Origin of the sequence: Pedobacter ginsengiterrae, from assembly GCF_039537385.1 — a bacterium.
GTDB classification, from domain to species: domain Bacteria; phylum Bacteroidota; class Bacteroidia; order Sphingobacteriales; family Sphingobacteriaceae; genus Pedobacter; species Pedobacter ginsengiterrae.
Genome location: NZ_BAABAK010000003.1, coordinates 454,220 through 471,922, shown reverse-complemented (window position 1 = coordinate 471,922; position 17,703 = coordinate 454,220). Strand labels below are relative to the sequence as shown.

Sequence of the window (17,703 nt, the reverse complement as noted above, 5' to 3'; positions counted from 1 at the left end):
TACAAAGGAATTATTTAAGCTTACCCCTGGATTTATCCTGGTAATAGGCCAGTACACGCTGGGTAAAAGTTTCTCCTTTTATACGAAGTTCAGCGGTTTCTTTTTCATATCGCTCGAGCTTACTTTCCAGAATCTTATGGTAAGCGGTAATACCTGCGCGGGGATCACGAATACTGATATTTTCCAAAAGGCTCCTGATGTTGAAGTTTGTATCGGTATGATTTGAATACTTCTCATGGAATTCCTCTGGGGTGTACCAGGTGTGGTTTAATTTATTGTAGAGCCAGCAGTTGGATCGCCTGGCTTCCGCTACGATGGCCATACTCGTAAAGCTAGAAGTCTGTTTATCCTGATGGCTCAACTGGTGGGTTGCGTTAACTGTTTTCATTTAAGCAATTAATTGACAAATTTCCGCAAAAATCAAGTTATGTATCTCACTTCCGTCCACACGGTGATATTCGCCATCCCGCTTTTCAATAAAGCCTGCAAAACTATTGTTGATCACGATCCTGTGTAAATCTTTCGCACCATCAACGGCATTCATTACGATTAAATCCCGTCCGATATTGAGTATCAGTTGATTTTTCTTTCCTTTATACATGATGCAAATTTTACTAAATATTTTAGTAATTACAAATATATTTAGTCACATGTTTCTGTTAAGATTTCATAGTTTCCTTTGATTTGTGTCACTAAAGAATTTCAAGGGGATATCTCTGGGAACCACTTAGCTAAGCTTTCCCCTGTCACACGCGTGTTTTACAAGATTTGTTAATTAATTCTGTACTTGCAAACCTGGGTGCAATAGTAAATGTTTTGCTGCTCTGGGCGTGCCTTAGAATCAATAGGAGACCCAAATCCAGTGCTACTTTTTTTTCTGTTATCACCCTGTTTAGCAATAGGCTCCTAAAGGCCTCCCCGGATGCCAAATGGTATACCTTGAAATGCTGCAGTGCCTTTTTTATAGCGGGAAAAAGCCTGCCATTCCAGAAATGATTTTTTTTCACGTTAACAATATTATTCCCAGCTTTTTTTGAGCTGAGGAATGTCCGGTTAATTATATTATTTCTGTGATGTTCATAATCAAATCATGATAAATTTTATAACGGGTCGGCTACTGCTCCCAGCTGATCCGAACGGTCTCATTTCCTAGAATAAATGCTTCTAGATCCTGTTTTCGGTCAACAGCCTGAAGTAACTTAACTAAAGGAGACTGAATGCTGAATTTCAAGTCTTGTTTTTCAGGTGAACTATCCAGTGGGGTAATGCGCAGGCGATAGGATAACCTTTGATCTCCCTGAAGATGGAATATAACCGAATGCTCGCTTTTTCTGAGGCCCGAAATCGGGCAGTCGGAAAATATTAAAAACGGCTTGCCGGTGATGCGTATAAAATGGCGGGGCAATATTCCAAACGCATTGCCTGCTCCATAGACTTCCTGCCCGACAGCGCCACTCTTTTCAATTCCGTCATGTAGATCTTCCAGTGCTATCCAGAGGTTCGGATCGACCTCACCCGTCTTTACCTCATCTGAGATCATCTCCCGGGGAAGCATTGGTGGATAGTAATAAGGCGCCCTGTGTACAAGGTAGCGGATAAATTCGCTGCAGAGAAGCCTCACACTTTGCAGGATCTCCATGCCTTCTGCATGATTGAGAAAATCATGCAGGGCGCAGAATACCTCCTGTTCTTCATATGCCGCAGTATAAGGAGCATCGCTCAATGGGAACAGCGCAAAGAAAGTCGGGATATTCTTGCCATAGCCATAATTACAGTCCCAAAGCTGGACGTTTTCAAAGATTGAAGCCAGGGCTCTGTAACTTAATGAAAGATAAAGCTCATTACCGGTAAGTTTAAAAAGCCGGAGCAGTGCACCGGCAGCAAACGCGGTATTATTGGCCTGGTACATGATTTTGTATCCGACATTCCCAAGTTTTTTTGCAGCGGTCTCGGCCTCCTTTAAATATTTTTTCTCGCCTGTCAGCTCATAGGCCTGAAGCATTACATGGGCATAAAGCCCTGCCACATCCTGTTCGCCTCCTTCACCAGGCTTGGTTTCGGCCTTTATTATCTCCAAGGTATCCATCTTATAGAATACTGGCCACTGGTATTTGAATTTATGTGCAACTTTTATAGCAAATCCGAGCGAATCCAGAAAAAGTTTTTCTGCGGTCTTATCTCCGTCCAGTGCTAGTCTTGACAGGTTTAAAAGCGGGTGGTGCAGATACCAGGAGTCCATTACTAGCGGCATTTTCTGTTCCTCTTCACCTTGCAGTTGGTCTTCGGCATCGGGGTGCCATCTTAGCAAAGTCTTCAGTTTTTTGCTATAAAATGCAGGAAGGCCTTCCTTTATAGTATCCATAACCTCCATGGATTTGCCGCTCCATTTCGAGTAATCAACAAGGGGAAGCAGTACCGCCAACTGTACCATAATCTCGGGAGGCGTTTGGTAATCACTCACATATGCATTGAGGTAACTGCTACCTCCGACCATAGACCAGCAGCCCGGGTTTTCAATAAGATCCTTAAGCCCTTTCTCCAGAATTTCCGGCCAGTGCAGGTAACGTGTCTGCGGCCTTTGGATGTTAAGATATACCTCTGCCAATAAATCCAGATAATCTTGTGCCTGATCCCGACTCTTGGTATTGCCCGTCCTGAAAGCAACGGTTGCATCTGAAATTACAACTTCTTTGCCGGCAGCCAAAGGTTGTAGATCACTTGTTGGCAATGATAAGCCGATTTCCGGAAGCATTCCGCCAACAATACCGGATAAGGATGTGCCGGTCTGTTCGGCAAAATCTGAAAGGGCGGTGAGGTTTTGGAAATATAGGATACGCAGGTCTCTTTCCGGAATTGAAAAATACAACAGGCCAGATCTCGTTCCCACCTGCGCTGCATGGATTTCGCCCATCGATTTTATGGTTCCCTTTATCCCGGTAGTGAGGATGTCCCTTGGCCAGAATGGGAAGAAAGTATCCGTAGCCGGGTTAAGGGTACAGGAATATTTTAACATGGTAAATTCCCCCTGTGAAAAAGAAATCTTGATATTAAATACGCCTAGTGCGTTTTTGATCTTTATTGTATATCCACCGTTTTTCCTTTTGATAGCGGGAGTGCCAGTCATGACGCCTGGAGCATAATAGGCCCTAAAATAAACCGGCCGGTTATCGCGGTAAGAAACCGAGGTCCAAATTGAATCCACTGTCTGAAAAATATCGAAGCTGAGCTCGCCTAAGTTTTCCGAGTGGAGAAAGTTACTATTCTTAAACTGGGCCATAGCAGTTAGGGCCCATGGTGATAATCCTTTCATACCAGTCAATTTTTCTGTTAAACTATTCCCGTCGACAACATTATTTTTGCGACCATTGTTTTCTGCTATCTGTTATTTTGCAGACTATTTATATGTTAATGCTTTTTCTAAAGGTACATGTTATTTTGTTTGCAATAATGGGCATTAAGGCACGGAGTGATTATGACTTTGTTGACCTCTTAGCGGTTAACTGTCGAAATGCTTAAAATATTGCCGGAAAGCCAGAACAGTCGTTCTCCAAAACTTTGAGTTCAATAATCTTCGAAGATGTGAAAGGGTTACCACTTCATCCGAAGGCAATGGTGTATGCCTTTATTTATTGAAAGAAATGCTGGAAAGGTCAGGAGGTAAAACAGCAGCTAAGAGTGTCTCTGGGACTGGATCTGAGTTCAGCATATTCTAAAACTTAATTTCAAACCAGTTCATTAGATTGAATAACCAATTGGGTTATAAGTTCAAATCGTCGTAAAGCCTATTAACTTCCTTAAGCTCTGATACTGGAGTTAATGCGCATATAGAAAAAAAGGACCCGTTTTTCTGGGTCTCTTCTGTTATATTTAGCCCTTGTGTTATTCTTCTGCTGCTGCCTGGTTTACAAAACTCACGGCGCATTCGGTCAGGGCCACATCGGTAGCTTTTTCATTTTCCAATGTCTGTCCCAGTAAATCGGCTACATCAGTTCTGTCCATGTTTTCTGCAAATACCTTTAGGGTACCGTACGTTGCGATTTCATAGTGCTCTACTTTCTGTGCCGCAAGGATTAGTCCTGCGTCACGGATCATGGATCCTGAATCGGTATCAGAAATAATCCCATCTGCCTCCTCTAAAAGTCCCGCCATCGCATCGCATTTTTTTGCGGCAGGTTTTTCCTCTAAAAGGGCAAAAACCTGTTCCAAAGTATCTATATGGGTTTGAGTTTCCTGGGTATGTTTCTCAAATGCGGCCGCAAGCTCCGGGCTTGTTGAAGCTTTTTTCATTTTTGGGAGCGCTTTAACCAGATGTTTTTCTGCCCAGTAAATATCCTTTAATTCATCAACCAAGAATTCATGGAATTCGCTAGGCTCCATCTTAGCGTTTTTCGCTGTAGTTTTTTTTGATGTTGTGCTGGCAGTGGTCTTTGCCGTGCCTGCTTTTGCTGTAGTTGCCATAGTTTCTATTGTTTTTAGTCTTTACACCGTTAAAACCACTCGTGGTAACCATTGTTTGTGATTACTAAAAAATACGTAATTTCCTTTTTAGTATACCCGTATTTATCTGTTTATGTGGTATACACCTAATTTTTTGCCTAAGCTTAAAAACGAAAACAATTGGCAGGCTAACAGGATTCTATAAAGAAAGGATGTATGGAAAAAGATGATCTTATACCCAGTCAGCAGGTTGGTCAGCAGAGCAATGCCATCAAGGAGAAAAAAATTTCTTCAATCTCGGAAGCACAACAATTTTTTGTACGGGCTTCCGTCCGCCTTTTAGAAGTAAACCGTTGGCAGCGCATTTTTACAATTGAAGCGAGCCATTTTCAGCTATTTGATTACCGGGCTTTGAGATCGATAGAATTGCAGCAGAAGGTGACTTTATCCGAATATATAATTAGGTCCCGGCACTCTACAAGGGCATGGATATGACTGGGTCAGAATTGAAAGTATGGAGTATTATTCTAACGAAGAAACTGATTTTAACATTTTTGTAGCACGTCCAAGCAATGTACCAGGTCAAAAAGGTGGTTCAATAGCAATTTTTTTTTGTCCGTGCGCAACTTCTACTTTTTTTGTTTTCCAGCAAGGTAATTTCCTAACCGCAGAGGTGCATGGGCGCAACGAAGTGCCGAACCTTCAGCCCGACGATATTTTTGGTGAGGCACGCAACCTGATGATAAACGGGGGCAGTGAGGTGTAGTAAATGGGGACCATTGCTATTAGCGGAACGCCATTTTTGAGAAATAACTGATTATTTGTGAAATTGGAATGCCTGTAATGGATGGGATCGAAATGGTGAGTGTTCAACCGAAATCATTCAAATGCGTACCCAGATCGGCTATCATATTTCAGTGATCATAAGAGTGACCTGCCATGGTTAAAAAGAAGAATGATTGGTTTTTATGGTAACTTAAGAGCCGAGAAATTAACGATGGCGGGACTGTTTTATTTGGCGTTTGAATTCCCACCAATCCCTTGCAGATATAATTTTTGAATAGGTGAGCATTTAAGTCGATATTCGATACAATTATTAATCATAAAATTATGGACCAAAGTGCCATCGCATGAATCAATTCAAAAACCCTGCTGTTAATAAACCTTCTGGCTGCTGATCTGAACATTTATGATACAGCTGCTATAGTTTCTAAATTTATTATTTATTTACTTTAGTGATTTGTTCAAATTCTTCTGCCAAGGAGCAATTAAGAAAATAAGCCAAGCCTTTTCTGTTAAACAGATGATTGATGATGGATTTTCAGTTACAGTTTGCTCCTGAAGTAATCCAATTCGGCTTAAGTGATCTATCAATTCCATTCCGTAATCTTCTTTTAGACCGATTGCTTTTAATACCTCAAGATGCTCAAATCTAAATTTTGTGCTGTCTCTCAGATAAAAACCAATTTTGTCAGCATCGATGAGTTTTTCCTTATAATTTTTCATATTCAAATATAAAAATAATGCTCAGCTGTGAGGTATCGATCTTAAAGGCTTAATTTTTCTAGTTTATGGAAAATCAGTTGCGCGCAATACAGTGTTTTCAGGTAAGAAGAAAGCCCTTTCGGAAGCACCACATTGAATTATGAAATGGCCAAGGAATTGCATAAACCCAACGTAGCGCCTAAATATTTGTTTTGTTTTAAAAACCAAATAATTATTTCTTTGTTAAGGTGTAGCTTATGCTGTTAAAAAAGAAAATTCCGTTCAGTTATATATTCAAAAAGGTAAGGGTGGAGCTGCTGTATGTACTCCTCATCGGTCTTGCCGTTTACTACCTTACCTCGGTTTTCCGGAGCCTTATTCCTGAAATGCCCTTAGGGATACCTGCTTTCCTAGGAACGGCAATTTCTGTAATACTTTCTTTTAAACTTAATCAATCTTACGACCGGTGGTGGGAAGCGAGAAAGATTTGGGGAAGTATTGTGAACGATAGCAGAACGTTTGTGCTCCAGTTACAGTCATTCATTTACCCGGTTGATCAGCATTCAATAAGAACAATTTCATTCAGGCACATCGCCTGGTGCCATAGTCTAAGCCGAGCACTTCGTGGAAAAGATGGTGCAGCACATCTTGAGGAATATTTAAGCGAGCAGGATATGTTAAAGATTCAAAAGCAGAACAATAAGCACTTGGCTATTCTTCAGCTAAATACGCTGCATATCGCCAAATTAAGAGAGGAAGATAAGCTCAACGTATTCAGCCACGTTCAGTTAAATAATACCTTAGTTAATTTTTCCAATGCCATGGGCATGGCCGAACGCATCAAATCCACTGTGTTTCCAGTAACTTATAGATATTTCCTTCATCTGGCGATCTATCTTTTTATCATTACTTTATCTATCTCTCTAAGAGATATCGAAAGCTATTTTGAAATTCCGCTGTTAATGGTCATTTCTGCGGCATTTTTTCTTCTGGAAAAAACAGCAAGTCATATGGAAAATCCATTTAGCGATCTGCCAACTGATACCGCCATGACCTCGATATGTAATACCATCGAAATAAACCTAAAACAACTTTTGGGCGAGGAAAAGGTGCCTGATGTATTAACCACTGATACCTTTTATATTATGTAAGAGTGTGGAGGCATCGAGGTTTTCTTTATTTATAGGGAACGCGAAGTGATTTCCCATATCTTGATGGATCATCGGTAATTGTGCCACCCAGGTTTCAAAATGATGCAATTTTATTATACCACCCAAAACTTATTGCTTTCACTAGTTTTAGAAATTCATTAAACAGCTTGTTTCTAACAAAATACGTTCTCGCTCTCCTGAACAATACGCTGACCAGCTTAGAAGCTATCGCACTCCAGAGCAGATGATACAGGGCGCTTCTAACATTTGCATACGGATTGCATCGGCAGAATTCGATTTTTTATCTAATGACCTTCAAAATATCCCTGGCAGAAAAACTTAAACAGTGAGAGAGTTTTTGAAAGTTTCATACTGGCTTTAAATTGAGATAAATTTCTGATTTGAAACATAAGAACAAAGTATTGTCAAAAATGGTTATATAGCATAATTAGTTTGATATGAAACTGGCAAGGCGCTAACGATATACTAGCGCCTTTTAAATATTAGCGTTTATCTCTTCTATAGAATTCGATGTTTTTCATCAATGGCCAGATCATTGATGCTTGCGAGCCGTTTCTCCATTAGCCCGCATTATCAAATTCCCAAAGCTCATTCCAAAGCTGCGGAACCATTGCCCTTGATGGTCATGCCATTCATGTTCGAAGCGAACTGCTATACGGTTGTCAGTAAATGCCCAAAGTTCTTTTGTTAAGCTTGTAGTCAAGTTCATTTTCCCATTTGTTTGCTAAAAATACTTTGACTTCTTCACGGCCTGAGATAAATTCCGACTGATTGCGCCATTCTGCCGGGGTGGCGATGATTCCATATATAATAATCAAAGAGGCCAATCCCGATGAGGTTAAGGGAAGCGCAACAGGGGAATTAACTTTATTACCTTCGGGGTAACTTCGTGTCTGGCTCCTGTTTTTGCTGTTTATTTTGGAAAAACGCTTAGTTCTGCAACCGATGTAGAATGACATTTTCGATCAGCAGGGATCTTTCTGTTGGCTGTTATGATTATCGCAATGACATTGAGTTTTGTCATCCGAGAGACTGGCAGAGGGAATGGGAGCTCAGGAGCTATTGAATAAAAACAGAATTTTTTTCCATTTACTAGTCTTTTTTTTCTATTAATTGATATAACAGACTGTTAATAATTGAGACCATTTTAAGATTTTCGATATACTCAATTTCGATTGCGCCATTACTTAAAAGGAGCCCAAAATACTCGGCTAGAAATATATTGAACAGGCCAGATCATCATAATTACCGTGTCAAAAACGTATCCGCGCGGGCTATTATGCGAACTAAAATAGGTTTGATATATATTGTCGCATGTGCCATAACATTGATAACTGCAGACCAACCGGTCGTAAAACTTCGTGCCATTAGCTTACCTAACGATCCGATCACACAAAAAGCAAGGGTCACTATTTTTTTACACAGGTAAGCTTTAAAAAGTAAAAAATCGTCCTCAGGGTTTGGTTACAATAAAGTTACTTTCATAACCTTCGGAATTGGAAATCAACAAGATGAACATACAATTGGCTGTCCGATAATTCTTCTATAGTTGCAGGCTAAATTATCGAAGTCAATTCTTATTACTGCCAAAGAAATTTGATTATGTCAATCTTAAAACGGCCAAAGTATTTCAAGAATTTATACTACACTTGCAGTCTTTTTTTGTGTATCTTGGCTATTATTATTACCTATTAATGATCAAATATGGGCTCGGGATTGATGCAGAATGATTTTTTGAATACCAACATTGCTTCTGCCTTGTTGAGCACACAGGGTATACCTGCCTGCATATTAAAAGTTGAGGGAAATTTGATTACGCTCCTTAAGTCAAACCATGAGTTCGCAAAGCTTACTAAGACTGACCTGGTAAGTGTTTCGGCATTCACGTTGCAGGATATTTATCAAAGTAGTGATAGATTATCGACAATAATCAGTGAGGCAGTGAAAATCAGGGGATATGCCGAAACTAGAATTCAACTGCGTTCTGATCAACAGACTTCACAGGCGAATGATTACCTGGCTAAATGCACCTATCTATTATCTCAGGAACATATTGTTTATGTGCTCCATACCTTAGATTTTCGGCAAGCTGAATCAATTGATAAACCAAAACTCTTAAATCCAGATAAGCTCTATCGGATTATGATAGAAAACACATCCGAGTCCATTATAATGTTGGACAAACAATTGATAATTTTTGAATTCAGCATGCAAAGTCAGTTCCTCATGGGAGAGTTTTTTGATTTTCACCTAGAAAGAGGTAAATCGATATTTTCATATGATCAGGAAAAGCAGATACCTTTTAATACCGAACACTGCAGGAGGGCACTTAAAGGACAGACGGAATGTATCGACCTTTTTGTCCCGCGGTTAGGCCGCCATATGGAAAAAATTTCCATCGTTTATAAGCCACTTAAAGGGGATGGAGGAGAAATTACAGGGGTTTTTATTTCCGCCCGTAATGTAACCGAAAGAATGGCTCTGGAAAATAATCTGCATGCTCAGGATATTGATCTGTCATTAATTTACAACCATCTTTCAGAGACGGTTTTTATGATTACCGTGGAAGATAATAACCAGTTCCGTTTTGGTTCTGTCAATAGGGCATTCCTTGAAAACACCGGACTGAATGAATCTGCTGTAGTAGGTCATTTGGTAGAAGAGGTAATTCCCCAGCCATATCTTCAGGCTGCCCTGGCACAGTACAGGCTGGCTGTTGATACTAAATCGCCGGTAACCCGGGAGGAAAAAGCTGAATACCCATCAGGGCTTAAAATCTCCATTATCACCGTAACGCCTTATTGTGATATTGCGGGGAGCTGCACAAGAATTATTGGCTCCATTCATGATATAACCGGCCGGGTAATAGCGGAAAAAAAAGCTGTGCAGAATTCGGTAAAGCTTCAGGGGATTCTGGATTCTTCCCCTGACATTATCTGTACGCTAAGTAGTCAAGGTATCTTATATACGGTTAGCGCAGCTGCAGAACGTATATTGGGCTACACCTCTGACTTGGTAATAAACAAACCGCTGTTGAATTTCGTTGTGCCAAAATATCATGCGTCTACAAAAGTATTTCTGCTCAAAGTCATCCGCAGAGCAGGTACGATGATCTTTGAAAATGAGCTTATCCATAAGAATGGCTTAAGGGTACCGGTAATCTGGTCCGCCCACTGGAATGCGGCCGAAAATAGTATCTACTGTACGGTAAGGGAGGCAAGAGAAAAAAAAATTGCGGAAAAAATGCTTGTCGAAAGTGAAAAACGCTTCAAAGCAATGGTACATGACGGATCGGATATGATCGCCATTCTCGATGATACCGCTAAATATATGTATGTGAGTCCATCTTCCAAATCCATTCTTGATTTTGAACCGGAAATATTCCTTGGTCACAGTGCGTTTGAATTTATACATCCACACGATGTTGAAAAAGCCAGTAGGGAATTTGCAACTGCCGCCGGTCAGAAAAAGGTATCTCTGAGCCCATTTCGCTTTCGGCATAATAATGGAAGCTGGAGATGGATCCAGACCGTCATAACCGATCTAAGGCAGACCCCTGCCATAAATGGTTTTGTTGCCAATTCGAGAGATGTCACAGGTATCGTTGAATCTCAAAAAGCATTGGAAGATAGTAACGAGCGGTACCGTTATGTAAGTAAAGCAACCTCGGATGCCATCTGGGATTATGATTTAGCTTCAGGTTCGCTTTTGTGGGGAGATGGATTTTTGAAGATATTTGGTTACTCCAAGGATATGCTGCATTCTGACATCCGGACCTGGATCAGCAGGATTCACCCGGATGATTCGAGGCGGGTGGAGAAAAGACTTAACGCATTCCTTAAATCGGCGGAGACCAATTGGAGAGACGATTATAAGTTTTTAAAAGCTGATGGAGACTATGCCCATGTAGTTGACAAGGGTTTTGTGATCCGGGATAAAGGAGGTTTTGCTTTAAGGATGATCGGTGCCATGCAGGATATTACGATAAGAAAAAAAGAGGAAGCACGCCTGAGGGTGCTCGAATCGGTTGTAACAAATACGATCGATGCGGTCATTATCGCTCAGATTCATCCTTCAGGGAAGGATATGACCCAAATTATTTTTGTCAACAAGGCTTTTGAACAAATGACAGGATACCTTGCCGGAGAAGTTGAGGGACGCAGCCCCTGGTTTTTGCAGGGGTCGGGTTCGGACCGGTCAGAACTTGAAAAGCTGATTAACAGTATCAGAACAAATAAACCCTATCAGGGTACGATTATAAATTATAAGAAAAATGGAGCTGAAATATGGGTGAGTTACTCAGTGACCCCCGTGGCAGACGGGCAAGGGGTTTACACCCATTGGATCGCCATACTGCGCGACTTCACTGAAGAAAAAAACCTAGAACTTAAGCAGTCTCTTTTGGCTGAAATCAATAGTGTTTTTAATAGTGGAAAAGGCTTGAGGGATACACTTTTGGCCGTTTTGTCCAAAATCTCTGAGTTCGGGAAATTTGGTTTTGCAGCGCTCTGGGCAAACGATAGTTCTAGTGAACAGCTTGAACTGGCTGCATCCCTCTTTTATTATCCTCATAAAGAAGAGCAGGTTAAAAGTCATTACCCTTTTGCTGCTGGAGCGTATTACGCGCTACAGATTAAAAATAATGGGAAACAGGGATTTTGGAAATTGACCGATGGGAAAGATGACCTTGTAAGGAACGATATCAGACAGGTCTGGGGCATTCCGCTTTATCACTACAAAACATTTACTGGTGTTCTGCTGCTGGGAACAACCAATGCTTCTGATCTTACCCCTTTATTGCCTGATGATCTTGGCAACCATTTGGGAACAGAAATGCACCGAAAAAAACTTGAACAGGACCTGGAGCATATATTTAACCTGGCGCCCGATATTATTGCGATTACAGATTTTTCAGGGAATTTCAAAAAACTGAATCCGGCTGCATCAAGGTTACTCGGGTTCAGCATGGAAGAACTCCTATCGCGTCCTTTCAGCAGTTTTTTACATCCGGACGAAAAACAGCCACAAGATGAACAGATCTCAAAACTCCGTGAGAGTGGCAAAAGCTATTACATCGAGGAAAGATACTTGACTGCGGACGGCAGAAGCAAATGGCTCGCCTGGACATCTCAGCCACTTAAAGATGAAAGACTTGTTTATTCGGTTGCCAAGGATATTACCGAAAAGAAAGAACTCGAGCAGCTTTTGCTCAACTCAAATAGCCTGGCAAGGATAGGAAGCTGGGAGATCGCTTTTCCTGAAAAAAGGGTAAGCTGGAGCACCATAACCAGAGAGATCATGCATGCCAAGCTTGATTATATTCCCGGCCGGGATATGCCTTTGGGAGAATTCTATCCGCACCATGCGATGGAAATGATGAATGAACGAATTCTTGCCGCTCTTGAGCAGGGTAGTCCATGGGATGAGGTGCATCAACTAAGGACAATATCGGGCGAGCTAAAATGGGTGCGAATTATTGGAAGCTCAGAGTCGATTGATGGCAAATGTCTCCGGATTTTTGGAAGTTTGCAGGATATTGATCTTCAGGTTCGTACAGAAATCTCGGCCAAAGAAGCTCGGGCGGAATTGGAAGAATCGGAGAAAAGATACAGTGAGCTTTTTCATTTAAGCCCGCTACCCATGTGGGTATATGATTTTGAAACTCTGAATTTTCTAGATGTAAATAAAACAGCTATAGCCAGTTACGGCTATAGTAAAAAAGAATTTCTTTCCATGAATATTAGGGATATCAGATCGCCAGAGGAGGTTGAGCAACTTGAAAAAACACTCATAAAAACCCGCAAAAATGAGGGAGTTATTTTTCGCGGAACCTTTAAGCATAGAAAAAAAAATGGAGAAAGCATTCAGGTAGATATCAAGAGTAACACCTTAATTTTTAAGGGAAGGAAGGCAAAAGTTATTATTGCAAGTGATATTACAGAACGCCTTAGGCAGTTTCAGGAAATCGAGCAGAGGAATGAAAAACTCAGGGAGGTTGCCTGGATACAGTCACATAAAGTGAGGGCGCCGCTAGCCAAACTCATGGGCCTTGTGCAGATGTTGTCCGGCAAGACAGACCAGGATCCGGCGGTTAAAAAGATTTTGGATTATATCGATAGCTCGGCCGAAGAACTTGATCAGGTTATAAGAGAGGTTGTATCCAAATCGGAAGAATTAGATAAATCTGGCATATGAGAGGGAAAAAAATACTCATCATAGATGATGATCCCATTATTTTGTTCATGCACCAGGGAATTCTCGAGGATATGGCACCTAATACGCAAATTATTACCCTGGAGAATGGTGCGTTGGCTCAGGATTACATTTTAGGACACTCGGAAGAAGAGTTTCTTTTGCTTTTAGATATTAACATGCCGGTAATGAATGGATGGGAACTGCTGGATTTTCTTTCAGGTTGTAACTTCCATTTAGAGGTATCGGTACTGATTGTCACATCATCTGTTAATAATTCGGATAAAGTTAAAGCGTCACTTTATCCGATGGTCAAGGGTATGTTAATTAAGCCATTAAATTTAAATAGTTTTACACATATTTTAAAGGTAAATGAGGTCAAAAATTTTTTTTGATAAACAACTTTTTATCAGCTGTAGATAATGGTCTTCAATCAATAACATTGTGATAATTTATTTCATGACATAAAAATAGCTCCGATGACTAGACCTAGGGGAGTGTAAACGATATCTTAATATGAACTTAGCACCAGGCTATCTCTTGGCTACTAACTGACTCAACTCCTCACTTGCATTATTTATCATTTTTTGCCTAACATGGTTATAGGTATTCGGACTAGAGAGTGCAGTAATTATATCGTCTGTGCCATCACGTGCAGTTTCCTTGGCAAGCTGATTATAATCTCTAACTAATATATATGAATTCATATCTCCATAACCACGAAGCTCCTTGACTTTTTTCAAGAATTCTTTAAGATCGTTTACCCTTTGTTGCATAATACAAAATTATAAATTTACTAATAAATCATACAGATTTGGCGCTTTGATGCAATTTTTCCACTTCTGATTTTAGACGCTTCATTGATATCCATTCCTTTGACGGCTAATATGCTCATCTACCTGACATAATTTTTTGACAATGTTTTCTTGAAATTCTGTGAATCTGAGTAAACACGGAAAGCTTCTGAGCTCTCATTGGCATTTCGAGAAGCAGGAGTTCGCGAAAGCTTAATTCCAAAATTTCTTCCGAAAGAGTTTTATTGCCAGTTTCCCGTAAAATTGACCCATAAATTGCCGCCCCATACATTTTATACAAATTGTGGACTTCTACATCCCGTACTGTTTGTCCTTTTTCTTTTCTCAACCACATGGGTGTTAAATTTTTGCTGTTGTTGCTCGCTTTGACCACAAATTATTTTGTCATCCAGTTTTAAACTAAAACGGGTTAAGAAAAAATGAATACCATATTCTCCGCATTAAGCATTTACAGTACCAGATTTGAGTTAAGAACTCCCCAGTCTCTTTAAAAGTCGATAGTGTGAACGCAATGCACACAAGAAAGTTTTATTCTCATGATAAGGTATCCCAAATTCTAGCGCGACCTGTTTTATAATAAGGGATATCCTGGGATAATGGACATGACAAACCTTTGGAAATAAATGATGCTCAATTTGACGGTTCAGCCCACCGAGAAAAAATGATGCCAGAACAGACCCCGTAGCAAAATTTGCAGTAGTCCTCATTTGGTGCTCTGCCCAGGCCTGCTTCATATTTCCATCGGCCTGCGGAAGTGGAAAATCCGTACATTCAACCACATGGGCCAGCTGAAAAACCAAGCCCATCGTTATTCCCTGCGCAAGGTGGAGCAGTAAAAATCCAATCAATACCATCCACCAGGAAACATCCATAAAAGCGATCGGCAAAAAGATAAAAACAGTATAATAAAGCACCTTATAAAAAAACAGATTAAAATATTCAATTCTGGGATGCGAGTTTTTCCTGCTGCCTATATTACTCTGGAAAAATTTTTTGTAATCTTTTCTCAGTACCCACGAGAGCGACGCTAAGCCATACAATGGAAATGCATATAGGTGCTGAAACCTTTGATGTGGCTTGCGCTGTTCTTCCCGGCATATGCGTATTAGACCCGGGGCAATTTCAATGTCCTCATCATGACCGGCAATATTGGTGTAGGTGTGGTGGACAATGTTATGTGTAATATTCCAAACATATGGATTGGCTCCGACCAAATGAAAGAGCATGCTCAAAACCTTATTTACTTTTTTGTTGTCAGAAAAGGAACCGTGGATAGCGTCATGACAGATGTTAAAGCCGATAAATGCTGAAACTACCCCTAATAACAGGGTCAGCAGGCAAAGCACATATGTGTTGAAACCCGACAGAAGAATAGTGAAATAAAGTGTCACAAAGGCGGCCAAGAATACGAAAAGCTTTATCCACATCAGCATATTTCCATTTGGGGCAATTCCCCTCTCAGAAAAATCCTCACTTACTCTCTGCCTGACCTCTGAATAAAAATTCGCTCCAACAGGTGCGTGGAATTTGATCTTCATTGAATTCTATTTGTGCAACTTAGCGCTGTTGCATGTTTTAAAAAGTTAGTTAAAAATTAAAAGAAAGCGTAAGCAATCATTCAACTATATGTCTAATCATTATTATTTCTTTTTGTTTGCCATTTGAGTCTTAACGATGAAAGTCAGGTAGTCCGCACACTTTTCCTTTCAGACCTAAAACCTTGGATTTTGTACCTGCCGTCAATAAGTTGGGCTGAGTAAGCGACTGGGAACTGAACATCTGCTGAGAAAAAAAGGGTATAGCGCTTGACAGGGCTGGTCAACTACGTATCTATTTCAAGTATGTCAGGCCGAAACTTACTGCTTGGATTAAAGGTTATGATTAAAAGACATTGTAGACATGAGCAAAACGCAGGCAGTTGCCAATTTTGAATATCCCAAATACAGGCGCAGATTATTAACACAGATCATACGTACGTGAAAATAAACAGGAGTTTTGTCCTGACGACATGTGCCCCTAGGATCATGAACAAATCACGGGCAGTGATACGAACACCAACAGCTAAACCAAACCGAACCCAGCTCCGGGAATCCTGCGCTGATCAGATTGCGGGTTCTGATGCGAATCTTGATAGACTATTTATAACGGACCGATCAATAGGCCTCAAAAATTGTCCATGAGATTAGCATCCCAGGAAATATTTTGTTGTAAATCGCTTTATGAATGCTTTTAAGATATTCTTCCGTTTAAAAGTTATTTTTCCTGAAATCAATTTTCAGCCGCTATTTTCCTAAATCCCAATAATAAATATTAATGTACATATTCCAATGCTCAACACTTCAACGATAATCAGCCTGACTGCTATATTTGGGAAATTAGAACCCATATTGATATTAATCGGAATATAATTCCTATATTCCTGTAGATTTGATGTTTCGGATCCAAACATATCTGATGCAGTAAGCAAGGTCTGGTGTTGATTGTTGTGGACCAGGCAGCTGATGAAAAAATTAAATGATATGATAAAACGCAACATTGTTGTAATCGGTGCATCTGCAGGTGGGTTCGAGGCATTAAAAAAGATCGTCAAGGAGCTGCCGTCCGATTTCCAGGCTTCGATCTTCATCGTATGGCATATGAGTCCGGATGTCAGGGGTATACTTCCCGAAATTTTCAATAAACTCAATTCCATTCATGCTGCAAATGCTTACGATCTGGAAGCCATTGTGCCAAACAGGATCTATGTGGCGCCCCCCGACCACCATCTTTTAGTTGAGGAGGGATTGGTACGGGTCACGCATGGCCCGAAAGAGAATCGTTTTCGACCAGCGGTAGACCCTTTGTTCCGAAGTGCTGCCTATGCTTATGGAAACCGTGTAATTGGCATCATTCTCTCCGGAGGTTTAGATGACGGAACAGCGGGACTTTGGCGCATTAAATCCAGTGGAGGAGTAGCGGTGGTACAGGATCCGGCGGACGCGGAGGTATCCTCAATGCCAGAAAGCGCCATGCGTGAAGTAGATGTGGATTATTGCGTACCGCTTGATGCCATTGCAGAACTACTTGTAAAACTTACGACCCAGGATATCAAGACAGATGGAACAACAATGAGGGACGATAAGACAAGAATCGAAATCAATATAGCTGCGGAAGAGAATGCGTTAGAAAACGGGTCTCTGGATATCGGCTCCCTTTCGCCATATGCCTGCCCAGAGTGTCACGGTGTACTTTCCAGAATAACCGACGGTAAGATTGTCCGTTTTCGGTGCCATACCGGTCATGCATATTCTTCAGATACCCTGATGGCGGCGCTCAGCGAAAAAATCGAAGATAGCCTTTATGGTGCCATTAGGGGGATGGATGAAAGTATTCTGCTCTTAAACCATCTTGGAGACCATTTTGCTGAAAACAACCAGCTCCAACTGGCCGCAATCTATTTCCGAAAAGCAAAAGAGGTGCAAGAAAGGTCAACTGCGATACGTCTTGCTGTTCGCAGTCACGAACACCTGAGCAAAAACAAATTGATGGAAGAAATTGACCAGGATTCCACTGTATAAATCAAATTGTTAGCAGGGATATAAATTAAACTAAAATATATACCA

15 protein-coding genes are annotated in these 17,703 nt (G+C 40.8%); 6 read left to right on the top strand and 9 right to left on the bottom strand.

All coding sequences use genetic code 11. The features are described 5' to 3' along the window. Positions 1-10: 10 nt before the first annotated feature. From ABD692_RS04125 to ABD692_RS04110, 4 genes are all read right to left on the bottom strand, one after another. Positions 11-388 (bottom strand): hypothetical protein, encoded by a 378-nt coding sequence (locus ABD692_RS04125; protein ID WP_344765176.1) that lies wholly within the window; start codon positions 386-388, stop codon positions 11-13. After that, complete coding sequence (locus ABD692_RS04120) at positions 389-601, bottom strand: hypothetical protein (protein ID WP_344765174.1); 213 nt, start codon at positions 599-601, stop codon at positions 389-391. Positions 602-1,114: 513 nt separating this feature from the next. Then, the gene (locus ABD692_RS04115; RefSeq protein WP_344765172.1) at positions 1,115-3,310 is read right to left on the bottom strand and encodes a hypothetical protein; all 2,196 of its coding nucleotides are present in this window, start codon (positions 3,308-3,310) and stop codon (positions 1,115-1,117) included. Positions 3,311-3,879: 569 nt separating this feature from the next. Further along, complete coding sequence (locus ABD692_RS04110) at positions 3,880-4,458, bottom strand: YciE/YciF ferroxidase family protein (RefSeq protein WP_344765170.1); 579 nt, start codon at positions 4,456-4,458, stop codon at positions 3,880-3,882. A 195-nt stretch (positions 4,459-4,653) separates the two neighbouring features. On the opposite strand from ABD692_RS04110, the gene ABD692_RS04105 reads away from it, so the two are divergent. Together ABD692_RS04105 and ABD692_RS04100 are read left to right on the top strand one after the other, a co-directional pair. After that, positions 4,654-4,932 carry a hypothetical protein gene (locus ABD692_RS04105; protein ID WP_344765168.1) on the top strand — a complete coding sequence of 93 codons (279 nt, stop codon included), beginning with the start codon at positions 4,654-4,656 and terminating at the stop codon, positions 4,930-4,932. A 19-nt stretch (positions 4,933-4,951) separates the two neighbouring features. Continuing rightward, a complete protein-coding gene (locus ABD692_RS04100; RefSeq protein ID WP_344765166.1) occupies positions 4,952-5,203 on the top strand; it encodes a hypothetical protein in 252 nt (83 codons plus the stop codon). Positions 5,204-5,664: 461 nt separating this feature from the next. Here the strand turns inward: ABD692_RS04100 and ABD692_RS04095 are convergent, their stop codons facing one another. Next, positions 5,665-5,943, bottom strand: a complete 279-nt coding sequence (locus ABD692_RS04095; RefSeq protein WP_344765164.1) for a hypothetical protein — start codon at positions 5,941-5,943, stop codon at positions 5,665-5,667. Between the two features lie 236 nt (positions 5,944-6,179). Here ABD692_RS04095 and ABD692_RS04090 point away from each other — a divergent pair, with 236 nt between their 5' ends. Beyond that, entirely contained in the window at positions 6,180-7,073 is an 894-nt protein-coding gene (locus ABD692_RS04090) for a bestrophin family protein (protein ID WP_344765162.1), read from the top strand. A gap of 553 nt (positions 7,074-7,626) precedes the next feature. On the opposite strand, the gene ABD692_RS04085 is transcribed toward ABD692_RS04090, so the two are convergent. Continuing rightward, positions 7,627-7,803: a DUF1348 family protein gene (locus ABD692_RS04085; protein ID WP_344765160.1), complete on the bottom strand. Its 177-nt coding sequence runs from the start codon at positions 7,801-7,803 to the stop codon at positions 7,627-7,629. After that, on the bottom strand, positions 7,757-8,053 hold the full coding sequence (locus ABD692_RS04080; protein ID WP_344765158.1) for a DUF1348 family protein: 297 nt from the start codon (positions 8,051-8,053) through the stop codon (positions 7,757-7,759). Before ABD692_RS04080 ends, ABD692_RS04085 begins: the two co-directional genes overlap by 47 nt. A 760-nt stretch (positions 8,054-8,813) precedes the next feature. Here ABD692_RS04080 and ABD692_RS04075 point away from each other — a divergent pair. Then, positions 8,814-13,289, top strand: coding sequence for a PAS domain S-box protein (locus tag ABD692_RS04075; RefSeq protein WP_344765156.1), 4,476 nt, complete (start codon positions 8,814-8,816; stop codon positions 13,287-13,289). Then, on the top strand, positions 13,286-13,681 hold the full coding sequence (locus ABD692_RS04070) for a response regulator (protein ID WP_344765154.1): 396 nt from the start codon (positions 13,286-13,288) through the stop codon (positions 13,679-13,681). The genes ABD692_RS04075 and ABD692_RS04070 overlap by 4 nt, the downstream gene beginning before the upstream one ends. 138 nt (positions 13,682-13,819) lie before the next feature. Here the strand turns inward: ABD692_RS04070 and ABD692_RS04065 are convergent, their stop codons facing one another. Beyond that, the gene (locus ABD692_RS04065) at positions 13,820-13,993 is read right to left on the bottom strand and encodes a hypothetical protein (protein ID WP_344765153.1); all 174 of its coding nucleotides are present in this window, start codon (positions 13,991-13,993) and stop codon (positions 13,820-13,822) included. Positions 13,994-14,568: 575 nt separating this feature from the next. After that, positions 14,569-15,639, bottom strand: coding sequence for a fatty acid desaturase family protein (locus ABD692_RS04060; protein WP_344765151.1), 1,071 nt, complete (start codon positions 15,637-15,639; stop codon positions 14,569-14,571). 963 nt (positions 15,640-16,602) lie between these two features. Between ABD692_RS04060 and ABD692_RS04055 the strand changes: the two genes are divergently transcribed. After that, positions 16,603-17,658 carry a chemotaxis protein CheB gene (locus ABD692_RS04055; RefSeq protein ID WP_344765149.1) on the top strand — a complete coding sequence of 352 codons (1,056 nt, stop codon included), beginning with the start codon at positions 16,603-16,605 and terminating at the stop codon, positions 17,656-17,658. Positions 17,659-17,703 lie beyond the last annotated feature (45 nt).